Source organism: Novosphingobium sp., assembly GCF_965228995.1.
GTDB lineage: Bacteria > Pseudomonadota > Alphaproteobacteria > Sphingomonadales > Sphingomonadaceae > Novosphingobium.
Genome location: NZ_OZ245852.1, coordinates 385,683 through 398,470, shown reverse-complemented (window position 1 = coordinate 398,470; position 12,788 = coordinate 385,683). Strand labels below are relative to the sequence as shown.

Here is a 12,788-nt window from a genome sequence, read left to right as displayed (position 1 = left end):
GCGGTGCAAGCAATTGTTACAGGATGTAGCGCACCTTGATGGCGGTCTTGAGTTGCGCCGCGCCGACCTGGAACGAGGCCGCGCCGAAACGGGGCGGGCCGAACTGCAGCGGCGCATCGCGCGAAAAGCCGAAGCCTTCGCGGGGCAGCATCATCATCTTGTCCATGCGGCCGTTGCCGTTCTCATCATGGAACAACGCAATCGCGTAGCGGCCCTGCGGCACATCCCTGAACTGCACGGTCTCGCCATTCAGCGCCGGCACGGTGAGGTGCCGCGCGTTCGGGTCCTTCTGGCAATCGGGGAAGGTCTTGGGATTGGCGGTCATGCAGGCCATGACCTGGCCGCGGTTCGAACGCAGACCTTCGATCTGGACGAGGATCGAACTGGGCAGCCCCGCGCCTGCCAGCACTGGCCCTTGCGGATGCGACTGGATCTGCGGCAGCGGTACTGCCGCGATGATCAGCGGGGCGGCGACAACGCTCACGCCCAGTGGCAGGCCCCAATGCTTCATCGCCCGCTTCATGGTGCAGAAAGTCCTTTGTCCGTTCCGCATACATGATCCCAAAAACGAAAGTAGAGGCCGAAATTGCATCGGTAGAGCTCGTGATGGCGGTGATGATGGCTCGCTGTTATCACCCATTGCCCTACAGTTGAGTGAACAAGGGCCTTTGGAAACATTTCCCAGCCCATATGATTGGTGACGCCCATCACGGTCATCACCAGCAGCACAGCGCCGAGCACGGCGGCGTGGATCGGCACCACGAACACCAGCGCGGGGATGAACAAGCCCACGATCGCGGCCTCGACGGGGTGAAAGTTCATCGCGGCCCACGCCGTCGGTGGACGGCTGGCGTGGTGCACCGCATGCACCGCACGAAACACCTGCGGGCGGTGCATCCAGCGATGCGTCCAGTAGAACCAGGTGTCATGCAGCGCGAGGTAGACTAATAGTGAAACCGGCAGCCACCACAGCGGGTAGGCGTTCACATCGGTATAGACCCGCGTCCAGCCATAGTGCTGCCACCCCCAGGCGATAATCCCGGCGGGCACGCCATAGATCGCGGCGGAGGCGAGGCTCCACGTGATCTCGCTGCGCATCTGGCGGGCGAGACCTTCATAGTGGCCGGGGCGAACCAGCTTGGTCAGCCAGGCGAACAGGCCGCTCACCGCCAGATAACGCACGGCGACGATCACCGTCATGACCAGCGCGGAAAGCCACAGCTCGGTCATGTGCCGTCGGGATGGTAAAACAGAGTCACCCTATCCCTATGCCAAGCCCGCGCGGCCGTGGACAGCCCGCATTCGGGGCAGTCCACAAGCCGGTGCGGGCTCAGTGCGGCCATCAGACGGCCCGGCGGACCTTGTTGCGGTGCTGGCCGACACCGGGCGCGCCGCCGCCACCACGCGGGCGGAAGCTGCGCGGCTTTTCGCCCTGCGGCGCATCACCGCGTTCGGCACGGGCCGGGTTGCCCACGGGGCCGCGCTCGCCGCCGCGATCATCGACCTTGCGCGGATTGGCATCGCGGGGACGTCCATCGACCCCCTGCGCGCGGCCACCGGGCGAACGGTCGTCGCGCCGATTCGGGTTGGCACTCCGGCCTTCTCCACCACGTCCCTGGCCGCCACGGCCCTGACCGCCGCCACGGTTGCCGCCGCGCCCACGCGCATCGCGGTCATCGCGGCGCGCATCGCGCTCGGCTTCTTCGGGCTTGCGGCTGACAGCGGGCAGGCGCGCGGCTTCGGCGAGGAAGCCTTCGGGCAGCGGCAGCGGCATGAGCTTGATGCCCGTCAGCTTCTCGATGTCCTTGAGGTAGGGCTTCTCGTCCGGCGCGCAGAAGCTGATCGCCTCGCCGTCTGCACCTGCACGCGCGGTGCGGCCGATGCGGTGGACGTATTGTTCAGCCACGTTCGGCAGCTCGAAGTTGAACACGTGGCTCACCCCGGTCACGTCAATCCCGCGCGCGGCGATATCGGTGGCAACGAGGATCGGGCACGAACCCTGGCGGAACGCATCCAGCGCGGCGGTGCGCTGCGCCTGGCTCTTGTTGCCGTGGATCGCGCGGGCGCTGATCGAGGCGGCGGAGAGATGGCGCACAACGCGGTCCGCGCCGTGCTTGGTGCGAGTGAACACCAGCGCGCGGTCGAGCTTGCCATCGGCCAGCAGCGCGCGAATGCGCAAGGTGAGCAGCGCCTGCTTCTCGGCCTGGTTGACGAAGGTGACGAACTGCTCGACGCGCTCGGCCGTGCTCGCTTGCGGGGTCACTTCCACGCGCACCGGATTGTTGATGAACTGCTTGCCCAGATCCGCGATCGCCTTGGGCATCGTGGCGGAGAAGAACAGGCTCTGGCGTTCCTTCGGCAGCAGGTTCGCGACGCGGCGCAGAGCGTGGATGAAGCCAAGGTCCATCATCTGGTCGGCCTCGTCGAGCACGAAGATCTCGACCCGGCTAAGCGTCAGCGCGCGCTGGTCGATCAGGTCGAGGAGGCGGCCCGGGGTGGCCACCAGAATGTCGCAGCCCGGCACGAGGCGGCGGGCCTGCTTGCCCACCGGCACGCCGCCGAACACGCAATCGACCGTGAGGCGCAGGTTCTTGGCATAAGCCGCGATGTTCTCGGCAATCTGTGCGGCCAGTTCGCGCGTGGGCGAAAGCACCAGCATGCGGCACGAGGCGGGCTTGCGCGGCTTCACATCTGCAGCAAGGCGGTGGAGCGAAGGCAGCGCAAAAGCGGCGGTCTTGCCGGTGCCGGTCTGCGCGATGCCGAGGAGGTCGCGGCCTTCGAGCAGCGCGGGGATGGACTGGCGCTGGATCGGCGTCGGGTCGGTGTAACCCTTGGTTTCAAGCGCGTGGAGAATCGGCTCGGCAAGGCCGAGATCGCGGAAGTAAGACATGTGGAATCCAATCGTTGGGTGGCGCACGGCACAATGCGGCGCGCAGGCAAAGGGTCGACCATGCGACCCATGCGTGAAGGGGAAGCCAAGCGAAGCAGCTGTTAAGCCGGGGCGGGTCTCACCCTGAAACGGCGGACCTCACGCTTGCCCGGGCCTGCGGCGGAAAGTCCGCTCGCCAGTCCTGCTGGAGGCGCGCCTAGGCGCAATTGCGCGGGAAAGCAAGGAAATTGCGCGGGGAGCGTGCGGGCTTCCCAAGCGCAGGCCAGTGGTTCTATCACACCGCCATGCACAACCGCCTTGCCTCCGCGCTGCTCGCCGCCTCGCTCCTGCTTCCCGCCAGCGCTCAAGCAGCGCCCACACTGACCGCACCGGAAAAGCGCATGGTCGCGGCCGTGGCGGCAAACGAAGCGCGCGATCTCGCGCTGCTCGAAAAGCTCGTCAACCAGAACTCCGGCTCGCACAATCTGGCCGGGGTCAAGGCCGTTGCCGAGATGCTGCGGCCCGAGTTCGAGGCGCTCGGCTTCACGGTGAAGTGGCTGCCGATGGAGCAGACCGGGCGGGCGGGGCATCTGGTCGCGATGCACACTGGCAAGCCGGGGGCCAAGCGCCTCCTGTTGATCGGCCACCTCGATACGGTTTTCGAAGCGGATTCGCCGTTCCAGACCTTTACGCGCAAAGGTCAGTTCGCCAGCGGTCCCGGCGTGGCGGACAACAAGGGCGGCGTGGTCGCCATGCTCGCCGCGCTGCGGGCGATGGCGGCGGGGGGTACGCTGAAGAACGCCAACGTGGTCGCCTTTCTGACGGGCGACGAGGAAGACGCGGGCGATCCGCAGTCGGCCGCACGCGCCGACCTCATCGCGGAAGGCAAGAAGGCGGACGTCGCGCTCGATTTCGAAGGCCTTGCGCGCGACGTGGGACCGGATGGCAAGCTCGTCGACATGGGCTCGATTGCCCGCCGTTCAGCCTATAGCTGGACCATCGAAGTCACCGCAAAGTCCGGCCATTCCAGCGGCGTGTTCGGCACTGATGGCGATGGCGCGATCTATGCCCTCGCGCGCATGCTCGCGGCGATCCGCGCCGAAGTGCCCGAACCCAATCTCACGCTCAATGTCGGATTGATCGCGGGCGGGGCCGAAGCTGCGCTTGCTGCCGATCAGGCCCACGTCAGCGCCACCGGCAAGACGAACATCATCCCCGCCAAGGCCATCGCGCGCGGCGATCTGCGCACGCTCTCGCCCGAGCAAAACACCCGCGCGCAAGCCAGGATGGCCGAAATCGTCGCGCGCGCCTTCCCGGGCGCTACGGCCAGGATCACGTTCGAAGATGGCTACCCGCCGATGGCACCGACCGACGCCAACCGCGCGCTGCTGGCGAGGCTCAACGAGGTGAACGCCGCGCTCGCCCTGCCCGCGATGGCGCCGCTCGATCCGCTCAAGCGCGGTGCCGGCGATATCAGCTTTGTCGCCGCCGATGTTCCCGGCCTTGTCGGCCTTGGCCCCGCGAGCAAGGGGGATCACACGCCGGCCGAGACGGTCGATCTCGCCAGCCTCAACCTTCAGGCCAAACGCGCCGCGCTCCTCATGAGCCGTCTGGCGGCAGACAAGCGATGACGGGCCATCCCGCCAGCCCCTGCACGGGCACTTGCACGCTCGATCCGCTTAGCGCGCTGTGCCGTGGCTGTGCGCGCACCATCGAGGAAATCATGGCCTGGCCCAACGCCAGCGCCGCGCAAAAGCACGCCATCCTCGGCGCCGTCGGCCAGCGCCTTCAAAGTGTCAGCGTCAGGTCGAAATAGCCGTAGACGCTGTTGCCGCTCTTGGGCGCATTGGGTGCATCGCGCAGGAACCCCTGCTTGAACAGCACCGCGCCGCCGGTTTCCGCCTGCAGAAAATCCGGCACCAGCCAGTGCCGCAGCCGCGCTTCCGCCTGATGCCCGGCAAACCGGCCCGAAGCGCCTTTCGCATCGCGCACCCCGGTCGTCGCAAAAGCATCGCGCGGGTTCTCCAGCCATTGCGCGCGGTAGGCGACCATCACGTCGGTGCGCTTGTCCGGCGCCGCTTCCAGCCTCAGCCCCGGTGAGATGATGTTGGCCCGCTGCAAGGCGCCATAAAGCGCGGTCGGCCCGAAATCGAAGCGCCGCGCCCCGTAGAGCGTATCGAACCGGCCATAGTGCCCGGCCCGGCCGCTATCGCCGCTGGCCGCATCGAACATTGCGGCAAAGTGCGGCTTCCATTTGGCTTTCAGACTGTAACCCGCTTCGGCATGGACGAACCACGCCGAGACATCGAGGTCGGTCAGGTCCGCTGCGCTGGTCGTGCGCCGCACGGTGCCGAACTGGTAGGCACCTTCGATATCATGGTCCCACTTGCCCGCCGCCGGCCGCGCAAACAGCCGCGCGCCGGTCGTCCACAGGCGGCGGTTGCGGGTCAGCCGGTTGTCGCCGTCCTGCTCGGCCAGTCGGAAGCCGTAACCCTCAAGCGTGCCGCCCAGAATGCCGGGCAGCGAAGCATAAGCGCCGAAGAACTGGACGCGCGTGGTCTCGAGATCGAACTTGACCTTGTTGTCCTGCAGGCTGGCCAAGTCGTCGGGCCGGCGGATCTGCGGCATAGTCCAGAATGCCTGCAGCCGCGTGCCGCCATGCGTCGTCCATTCAAGGTTCGCGCCGGTAAAGCCGTTGGTGGTCTGGCGAAAGCGGTTGCGCGCCACGAGCCGGCGCGAACCGATATCCATAGTCTGGCGGCCCAGCGTCAACAGACCGTGCCCACCCTTCGCCCCTTTTTTCCAGTCGCCCAGCTCGACCTTGGCATAGGCCTGCACCAGCTCCAGGGTGTTGACCTCAGAGGTCGTGATGCTCGAAGTCGGCGCCTCGCCATAGGCGCGCGCATCCCACAACTCGCCGCCGAAGCGCACGGGCCCTGCATCGTATTCGATCGCCAGTGTCGTGCGCAGCGAGACCATCGAATCGGCGGTGGCCGGACTGGGGCGGAACTGCCCGTCGATCCCCTCGACCCGCGCACGTATGGTGGCGCTGATCGAAAGATCATCGGGCACACCCAGCGCTTCGGCGAGGGGGCCGGGCTTGGCCACGGCAGGGGCGGCGATGGCCAGCGCCGCAAGGGCGGCCAGCGCAGGGAGTGCTCTTCGGGTCAAAGTCGCTTCCACAAGTCTGGTGCGCACCGCCTCCCGCTGCCGGGTCAGCTTGTTGGTGCTATGCATTGATGAATACAGCAATCGCAGTGCCCGTCCAGTCCTGTATTGCCCAGTCGCTTGTTGCCCAGTCGCTTGTTGCACTACCGTCACAAGCGGACTAGTGCGGCCGCAGTCACTTGGGGAGTAGCCGCTGCGCGTCTTGCGCGCAGTCCCCTGCCAGATTGTTCTGGCGCGTCAACATGCTTGGCCGAGAGGCCGTGGCGCAGGCGGCAGGCACGGAGCGCATGCGCTCCACCTGTCGGGCGAGACCAATGGCACCTGATTTCCCTGTCCGGCCGGGCGGGGGATATCCGGTGCCGTTGTCTCGATCGCTCGCCCGGCCCTGGAAATCGCCCATGCTCGAAACCCTGTTTACCTCCAGCGCGATCGTCGCGCTCGCCGAGATCGGCGACAAGACGCAGCTCCTCGCCATCGTGCTCGCCGCGCGGTTCAAGCGGCCCGTGCCGATTGTGCTGGGCATCCTCGTCGCCACGCTTGGCAACCATTTCCTCGCCGCGCTGGCCGGTTCGATGGCGGCCGGATGGTTCGATGGCCCGGCCTTTCGCTACGCCGTCGGCGTGGGCTTCCTCGCAATGGCCGCGTGGACGCTGGTGCCCGACAAGTTCGAGGAAGACGATGCCCCCGCGGTCTCGCGCGGCGGTGCCTTCCTCACCACACTCGTCGCATTCTTTTTCGTCGAGATGGGCGACAAGACGCAGGTCGCCACAATCGCGCTTGGCGCGCGTTTCCACGATGCGCTCGCGGTTACGGCTGGCACCACGCTCGGCATGATGCTGGCCAATGTGCCCGCGGTGCTCCTTGGCGGCGAACTGGTGAAGCGCGTTCCGCTCGGCGTGGTGCGCACGATCGCAGCGCTCTTCTTCGCGGTGCTCGGCGTGTTGCTGCTGCTGGCGACGGCGGGGTTGCTTTAGGCCTCTTCGCCCCAGCCGGCGCATTGCGGATCGCCAACTACTACCAGCCGCCGCAGCGCCGCGCGCGCCAGCCGCTCGGTCTCGGCCTTGCGGCGTGCGGCGGCGAGCGGGAGGCTGGGAGCAGGGCGCAGGATCTCCGCGTCATAGCCGTCCGCCACGATCACCCCGCACAAGTCCGGCCTGAATGCCGGGGTTTCGAGGCACGCCCGGTCGAGATGCGGGGCGAGGCCCCAATAGAACCTGTCGCAATATTCGAGGTAATCCGGCCACTTCGCGTCACCCAGCAGATCGGCGCGCGCCACCTTGATTTCCACGATAACGATCCGGCCCTTGCCGTCGATCCCCATGAGGTCGGCGCGGCGGCCCGAGCGGAGCGGCATTTCCGGCAGGCACCAGATCCCGTTTCGCGCAAACAGGCGGCCTATCCCCCGCGCAACGGCTTGCGCTTCCCGTTCGGTGGGCGTGGGCAGAGGAGCGGGAAGGGCCGAATCGCGCATCGCCCGAGTTTAAGAACAAAAATGGAACAACGCTAGTGGTCAGGTGCAGAACTTAGCGCTCGATTCCCAGCGGCTGGATCAGCGCCAGCAGTGCGGCCCGCGCCGTGTGGAATTCGCGCCACAACGCCAGCGCCGCCGCTCCCGCAGGCGCACCGCTGCCGTGCAGCGTCAGCAAGGCGGCAAGTCCGGGCTCGAGAATGGCGGCGAGATCGTCCACGCCCTGCTCGGCAAGCCGCAGCCGCCAGCCCCCGGTATCGCGCATGATCGCGGGGAAATTGCGTATCTCCGGCGCGCGATATTCGGGCGCGATCCCGGCCAGTTCCGCGATCGCCGCCGCCGCTTCGTGCACCGCCGCCCACTTCATCGCCATCTCGCTCGCACCCGAGCGGCTGCTCGCACGATTCGCGGGGGAAGAGGGCGGACGAAGGGCCATGTCACCCAGAATAAGCTGCAGCCCGCTACCAAATCGCTAAGCTACATAATCCACTGGAATGCCGCGCACAGCGCTGCTAGGCGGTTCACCCACGCACTCGTAGCTCAGCTGGATAGAGCGCTGCCCTCCGAAGGCAGAGGCCACAGGTTCGAATCCTGTCGGGTGCACCAGTTTTCAATGACTTAAGCGAGGTCGGTTCTCGTTTCCTGTAAAAATCCTGCAAATGGGGGTGTCGTTTTCGCCTGCGTTGCCGGACCTGTTGGCTTGCCCTGAAGACAAAAAAGGATGCTTTCAGGGAAAGTTGCGACCCCGGGGGGGTACCTTCGAAAGAGGCGTGGCAAAGCCAGTCCTTGGGCGCATTCACGACACACCCCATTTTTTCCGACCCGATGGCCTCGGGCCTCAGTGCTACAGATCGAAGGCTGCTGTGGGCCGTCGAAAAATGGTGGAGTAATCCTTCTCGTTCTGGGTCGCCTGTTTGCTCGACCAACCGGCCATTGAGGGATGATCTCGGGCTTTCAAAATCGCCTGCCGCAGGACTTCAGACGCCAAATCAATGTTGTGTGGGTTTCCGCACATGAGCAATATTCTCACGGCAACATAGTGGTAATCGACCGCTTTATCCGGAATATGCGATTGCAGGATCGCGATGAACCGGTCCAGCCAAATCCCCCCTTCCGAAACCGCAGCAAAAACTACGGTGGACACGCGAATTTCGGTCTCAACCGGCGGAGGGGCCATTTTGGGCAACTCGATCTTACGAATGTGATCGTCAATCAAGCTCCGGTGGCGTCTCGAAAGGTTTATCATCTTTTCAAGATCGCGCGGGTATTGATAGGCGAGGGCAATGGAGCGAGCACTCAATTTGGATTTGTGAATGTCAGAGCGGACCATTTGCCAGTATTTTGGCAATTGCGATTTACCGGTTCTCAAAACTCCGTCTTTTTCCATTCGGCGAAGTTTCTTGAGTGAGATGCCGTAAATATGATTCAAGTCGTAAATATCCATGAAATCCTCGGATTTGCTTGAAGCGGTGCCGTCCGGCTCTCCCAACGCGCGCGCACGTTTCATCTAAAGCTTCTAAAAGCATGATGAAGCATGGTTGGTTTGAGGCCATCAGGGCCGCTCATGTTGATTGGAACCGCTTCGGGGCATGTCGCTGCACACAATGGCGGCAGAAAAAATTCTTCAGCGATATTGGCTAAGCGGCGAAACGAGATAGGAGGGTAAGGCCAAAGGCCATTTGGGCTGGCTTGCAGGAGTTCACCCCCGCACCCCGCCCCCCGACCGGCCTCAGGCTTCCGCCCGATATATGGGAAGGCCAGCCATGTAGGCCTCAAGGTCGCCGAAACGGATCAATGTGCGCCGCCCGGCCTTGACTGCCGTCAGGTCACCCCTTCGCAGCGCCTCATAGATTGACGAGCGGCTCAGGCCTGACGCCTCTACCGCGTCGGGAATGCTCAAAGAGATCGGCGTTCGGGATTTACTGTTCTCGTGCTGCATCTGGCTGTCCTCACAAGGTCAAAGGCGGAAGCGCCCGGACGTTGCGAGATGAGCAGCTATGCCTGTCAAAAAAACGCGTCAAAATCCGCGTGTGCCTAGTTTTTTGCCTAATTCGGGCGCGACTTTTTCGGACGTCCCTGTGTCAAATGTCCTGAAGCAGCACGGCGGGCGTGCTCGTTGCCAACTCCTTCAAATCCGCGAATTTGGCGAATGATTTTTGCTGCCTTGTCTCGCTCGATGCCCATTTCTGCGAGCTCTTTCATCTTCGCTATGATCTCTTCATCGGTGGGTAGTGGCGCTTGAGCGGCAATCTCCTTGTAACTCGCCACCACAGATACGGATTCGGACGATTTTGCCGGGGTAAGCATCATCTCAATGCCGCGTCGTTCAAACCTCACGCCGAATGCTTGCCATCGATATTGGCCCGGACCGGAAAAATTGTCGCATACCTCCGTGGCGAAATCGCCCGTCGTCCAATCTTGCTCAAGTGCGGCTTCACCTTCCGCCCACCAAAATCCTTTGGGCAGTTCGACGCGCTTCTCCTCTACAATTTCCTTGCGACTGCGCGCCGTTCGCTGCTCCTTGATAACAATCTCAGCCAAAGTTCGAATTTGTCCGGCGTGGGCGCGCCTAGCAATCGATAAGTCGGCTTCGACGGAACCGTTGCGTTCGCAGACTAGCCGATATGCTTCGTACGCTGGCAGCCAATCCGAATCAGCCGGGGGGTTGTTTTGATCGTCGGACATACCGCCCTACTAGCGGTCCCAAGAGATGGTGGGGAGGTGCGTGGGACTCGCGCTCCTCCGCATGGAAGCCTAAAGTCGGCCTAGAATGTCCGCAACGCCGTCTTGGCCTGAGCGACTGCATTTTTTTCGCATGCCTCAATGCGGCCATGGCCTCACGTCCGAGACGCATTTTTTGGGCTCTCCCACCCCTAGTCAGCATTTCCTACCAGATCAGCGACCATCGATCTATTCGTCGAAGCCAGGCAGTTCTAACTGCTCGCCGAACCCAGAAAACTGGGTTGGCATCTTGTCTCCGAGTAGAGTGTCAGCGAGTTGTATCGGCCCACCAAACGCGCCGATTATGTCATTCGAATAGATCGTCCGCTCAGTAGCGACAATGCGATCGAAGGATTCTTCGTTCAGTTCGCGCTCGATGAATGCACGAAGCCCTGGACCTGGCCGGAAGTGCCAGAGCAATATACGCCGCGCTGCTCGCAAAAGATTACCGTCAATCGAGGGATTGGGCAGCAAGTTGACATCGATGGTGCGCTCGGCCAGCCGTTCGAGGTAACCGGGCAACGCATGCACCTTTCTCTTGCGCACCTCGTAGCAAATCGCGTCGCAGTCAAAAAAGGTAGTATTGACGAGATCTGCTAGCTTGGTCGTTTCCACTAACCCCACTGCCGAAGCCCAGGTATTTGGTAGAGACCAAAAATCTACCTTCCAATGCGGATGGATGGAGGCGAAGCCGCCGAAGCGGTTTGGTGTTGCACCCAACTCGGCAGCCAGCGCGGCAACGCGCGTTGGCTCTGCGTCGATCACCAGATCAATGTCGGATCGAAAGCCTACTTTTCCTTTGCGCGCGATATCGCGCACCAAACCGCCAATAATAGCCACGGGGCCCAGCGGCTCGAATTTGGTTGCCAGGATATCGCGCAGACGCTGGATCGGCAGCGCATCTTCCCGCCACAAATAGTCGTCTATGCGTCGCTTAAGCTTCGGCAGTGTTTCCGCCGGTGTCACCTTATTGCATGCCTTTGAGCTCTTCCCAGAGCTTGATTGCGAACGTATCCGTCATGCCCGAAAGCATGTCGGTCAACAGGCGTAGTTCGCGGTAGCGCACAGACGCCGCAATCCCACCTGCACTCGCAGCGCGTGATGCGTCCTCAAGATAATTCTGGCTGATCAACGCAAAGACATACTTGCTCTTCGCGCCGGAACGCCGGGCCAAGATGTCGTCAAAATCTTCTGGTGCGCGGTCGTGAATCGCATCCCAAAAGGCGGTCATAAGTCCTTCGATTGCCTCTGCGCCGCGAGCCTCCATTCGCAAAACGCCGGGGTTGCTAAAGGCATGCTGCTGGGCGAGCGATTTGAGTTTCTCGCACAAGGTGCTGTCATCCATCAGCGGCGTTCGGTGTGAGAACGATGAGATGGCCTCTCTGGCGGCGACGAAGCCGTCGCTCGCATGGTCAATCAGGGCTTCGATAAAGTAGGCGCGCAGATATCCGATCTTGATATCGCGTGCGAGCTCCGGGCGCCGTCCGGCGGCTTCGACCTCTCTGAATTTGGTCTGCGCCTTTGCGACTGCCACATGCGTGGATGTGGTCACATCGGCGAGCAGGCTCGCAAGCACATCGTCTGGCGAGATGACGCCCTTTTTCATGGCGTCATCAACGTCGAGCACAGAATAGGCGATGTCGTCGCAGGCTTCCATAATCCAAGTGAGCGTGTGGCGTTGCCCTTCTGCAAGCCCGGTTTCAATCCGCAGCTCATTTACGAGAGCACGTTCTGCTTCGAAGTATCCGCATTTCTTAGCTATCGGGTTCTGCTTGTCACGATTCCCCGCGCAGACTGGATATTTGATCGCTGCCGCCAGTGTCGCTGATGTAAGATCGAGCCCTAGATGAGCGATGTTTGTCTGCAGCTTGGTGACAAGCCTAAGTGTTTGAGGATTGCCGTCGAACTTAATGAATTCGGCGTGCAGATCATCGGGTATAGCGACAGGCAATTCGGGCCCGCCATTGTGGTGATTTGTGAAAATCCAGCTCTTGCGAAGTTCAAACCAGCGGCCGATTGCTGTCTCGCCTTGGTGTCCAAAGGGCGGATTGCCCAGATCGTGCGCTAGGCCGATTGCGGAGAGCATTGGCTGAATGACCTGATGAAGGTCAGCCCCCAAAAACAATTCTGGCTTTGACGAATGGACGCGAGTGCCGATTGAGCGCGCTAGATTAGCAACTTCGTGCGAGTGAGTAAGCCGGGTGCGTACGCCGTCATTGGCGTCCATCGGCCAAACTTGGGTCTTGTCAGACAGGCGCCGTACGGGTGTTGAGAACAACAGACGGTCATAATCCTGCTGGAAACGCGACCGGACTGGGTCAGGTGTCCTGCCTGTCGGGGTGTGGCTAAGCTCCCCAACTCTTCGATCAGACCAAATCGTTGCCATTCGAATCCACCCTCATCGTCATTTCCGAGACCGGATAGGCCGATTGGCGTGCGCTTCCAAGGCCCTGTCGACTGCTCGACCTGAGCACTCAACCGCAAGAACATAAATAGAACATATAACTGCTGGGATTCGCAGACGTCAAGTCCGCGTTGTCGGTCGAGGAGCTAAAGGCAGGC

The 12,788-nt window shown here is 62.7% G+C and carries 14 protein-coding genes and 1 tRNA gene; 4 read left to right on the top strand and 11 right to left on the bottom strand.

Annotation, left to right across the window (positions count from 1 at the left end; translation table 11 throughout):
* Positions 1-16: 16 nt before the first annotated feature.
* The 3 genes from ACO056_RS01760 to ACO056_RS01750 all read right to left on the bottom strand — a co-directional run bounded on the left by ACO056_RS01760 (position 17) and on the right by ACO056_RS01750 (position 2,890).
* Positions 17-523, bottom strand: a complete 507-nt coding sequence (locus ACO056_RS01760) for a DUF2141 domain-containing protein (RefSeq protein ID WP_421850927.1) — start codon at positions 521-523, stop codon at positions 17-19.
* The gene (locus tag ACO056_RS01755) at positions 520-1,230 is read right to left on the bottom strand and encodes a sterol desaturase family protein (protein ID WP_421850924.1); all 711 of its coding nucleotides are present in this window, start codon (positions 1,228-1,230) and stop codon (positions 520-522) included. Before ACO056_RS01755 ends, ACO056_RS01760 begins: the two co-directional genes overlap by 4 nt.
* Positions 1,231-1,342: 112 nt before the next feature.
* Positions 1,343-2,890, bottom strand: coding sequence for a DEAD/DEAH box helicase (locus ACO056_RS01750; RefSeq protein WP_421850921.1), 1,548 nt, complete (start codon positions 2,888-2,890; stop codon positions 1,343-1,345).
* Between the two features lie 284 nt (positions 2,891-3,174).
* Here ACO056_RS01750 and ACO056_RS01745 point away from each other — a divergent pair, with 284 nt between their 5' ends.
* A complete protein-coding gene (locus ACO056_RS01745; RefSeq protein ID WP_421850918.1) occupies positions 3,175-4,500 on the top strand; it encodes a M20/M25/M40 family metallo-hydrolase in 1,326 nt (441 codons plus the stop codon).
* The gene (locus ACO056_RS01740) at positions 4,497-4,685 is read left to right on the top strand and encodes a DUF1289 domain-containing protein (protein WP_421850914.1); all 189 of its coding nucleotides are present in this window, start codon (positions 4,497-4,499) and stop codon (positions 4,683-4,685) included. Before ACO056_RS01745 ends, ACO056_RS01740 begins: the two co-directional genes overlap by 4 nt.
* Here ACO056_RS01740 and ACO056_RS01735 read toward each other — a convergent pair.
* Complete coding sequence (locus ACO056_RS01735) at positions 4,658-6,040, bottom strand: alginate export family protein (protein ID WP_421850911.1); 1,383 nt, start codon at positions 6,038-6,040, stop codon at positions 4,658-4,660. The genes ACO056_RS01740 and ACO056_RS01735 overlap by 28 nt on opposite strands.
* A gap of 395 nt (positions 6,041-6,435) precedes the next feature.
* Between ACO056_RS01735 and ACO056_RS01730 the strand changes: the two genes are divergently transcribed.
* Positions 6,436-7,011, top strand: a complete 576-nt coding sequence (locus ACO056_RS01730; protein ID WP_421850907.1) for a TMEM165/GDT1 family protein — start codon at positions 6,436-6,438, stop codon at positions 7,009-7,011.
* Here ACO056_RS01730 and ACO056_RS01725 read toward each other — a convergent pair.
* Together ACO056_RS01725 and ACO056_RS01720 are read right to left on the bottom strand one after the other, a co-directional pair.
* Positions 7,008-7,508 (bottom strand): MmcB family DNA repair protein, encoded by a 501-nt coding sequence (locus tag ACO056_RS01725; protein WP_421850904.1) that lies wholly within the window; start codon positions 7,506-7,508, stop codon positions 7,008-7,010. The genes ACO056_RS01730 and ACO056_RS01725 overlap by 4 nt on opposite strands.
* A gap of 52 nt (positions 7,509-7,560) precedes the next feature.
* The gene (locus ACO056_RS01720) at positions 7,561-7,878 is read right to left on the bottom strand and encodes a hypothetical protein (RefSeq protein WP_421850901.1); all 318 of its coding nucleotides are present in this window, start codon (positions 7,876-7,878) and stop codon (positions 7,561-7,563) included.
* Positions 7,879-8,034: 156 nt separating this feature from the next.
* On the opposite strand from ACO056_RS01720, the gene ACO056_RS01715 reads away from it, so the two are divergent.
* Positions 8,035-8,111 (top strand) — tRNA-Arg (locus ACO056_RS01715).
* A gap of 238 nt (positions 8,112-8,349) precedes the next feature.
* Here the strand turns inward: ACO056_RS01715 and ACO056_RS01710 are convergent.
* From ACO056_RS01710 to ACO056_RS01690, 5 genes are all read right to left on the bottom strand, one after another.
* Positions 8,350-9,012, bottom strand: coding sequence for a hypothetical protein (locus ACO056_RS01710; protein ID WP_421850898.1), 663 nt, complete (start codon positions 9,010-9,012; stop codon positions 8,350-8,352).
* A gap of 222 nt (positions 9,013-9,234) precedes the next feature.
* Positions 9,235-9,444 (bottom strand): helix-turn-helix domain-containing protein, encoded by a 210-nt coding sequence (locus ACO056_RS01705; RefSeq protein WP_421850895.1) that lies wholly within the window; start codon positions 9,442-9,444, stop codon positions 9,235-9,237.
* 107 nt (positions 9,445-9,551) lie between these two features.
* Positions 9,552-10,190 carry a hypothetical protein gene (locus tag ACO056_RS01700; RefSeq protein WP_421850892.1) on the bottom strand — a complete coding sequence of 213 codons (639 nt, stop codon included), beginning with the start codon at positions 10,188-10,190 and terminating at the stop codon, positions 9,552-9,554.
* Positions 10,191-10,415: 225 nt separating this feature from the next.
* Positions 10,416-11,192, bottom strand: a complete 777-nt coding sequence (locus ACO056_RS01695; RefSeq protein ID WP_421850889.1) for a hypothetical protein — start codon at positions 11,190-11,192, stop codon at positions 10,416-10,418.
* Position 11,193: 1 nt separating this feature from the next.
* Positions 11,194-12,612, bottom strand: coding sequence for a deoxyguanosinetriphosphate triphosphohydrolase family protein (locus ACO056_RS01690; RefSeq protein WP_421850886.1), 1,419 nt, complete (start codon positions 12,610-12,612; stop codon positions 11,194-11,196).
* Positions 12,613-12,788: the final 176 nt, after the last annotated feature.

Coding starts and splice junctions, on each gene's coding strand:
- ACO056_RS01760 (WP_421850927.1), bottom strand. CDS start 523: ATGAAGCGGGCGATGAAGCATTGGGGCCTGCCACTGGGCGTGAGCGTT.
- ACO056_RS01755 (WP_421850924.1), bottom strand. CDS start 1,230: ATGACCGAGCTGTGGCTTTCCGCGCTGGTCATGACGGTGATCGTCGCC.
- ACO056_RS01750 (WP_421850921.1), bottom strand. CDS start 2,890: ATGTCTTACTTCCGCGATCTCGGCCTTGCCGAGCCGATTCTCCACGCG.
- ACO056_RS01745 (WP_421850918.1), top strand. CDS start 3,175: ATGCACAACCGCCTTGCCTCCGCGCTGCTCGCCGCCTCGCTCCTGCTT.
- ACO056_RS01740 (WP_421850914.1), top strand. CDS start 4,497: ATGACGGGCCATCCCGCCAGCCCCTGCACGGGCACTTGCACGCTCGAT.
- ACO056_RS01730 (WP_421850907.1), top strand. CDS start 6,436: ATGCTCGAAACCCTGTTTACCTCCAGCGCGATCGTCGCGCTCGCCGAG.
- ACO056_RS01725 (WP_421850904.1), bottom strand. CDS start 7,508: ATGCGCGATTCGGCCCTTCCCGCTCCTCTGCCCACGCCCACCGAACGG.
- ACO056_RS01720 (WP_421850901.1), bottom strand. CDS start 7,878: ATGGCGATGAAGTGGGCGGCGGTGCACGAAGCGGCGGCGGCGATCGCG.
- ACO056_RS01710 (WP_421850898.1), bottom strand. CDS start 9,012: ATGAAACGTGCGCGCGCGTTGGGAGAGCCGGACGGCACCGCTTCAAGC.
- ACO056_RS01705 (WP_421850895.1), bottom strand. CDS start 9,444: ATGCAGCACGAGAACAGTAAATCCCGAACGCCGATCTCTTTGAGCATT.
- ACO056_RS01700 (WP_421850892.1), bottom strand. CDS start 10,190: ATGTCCGACGATCAAAACAACCCCCCGGCTGATTCGGATTGGCTGCCA.
- ACO056_RS01690 (WP_421850886.1), bottom strand. CDS start 12,612: ATGGCAACGATTTGGTCTGATCGAAGAGTTGGGGAGCTTAGCCACACC.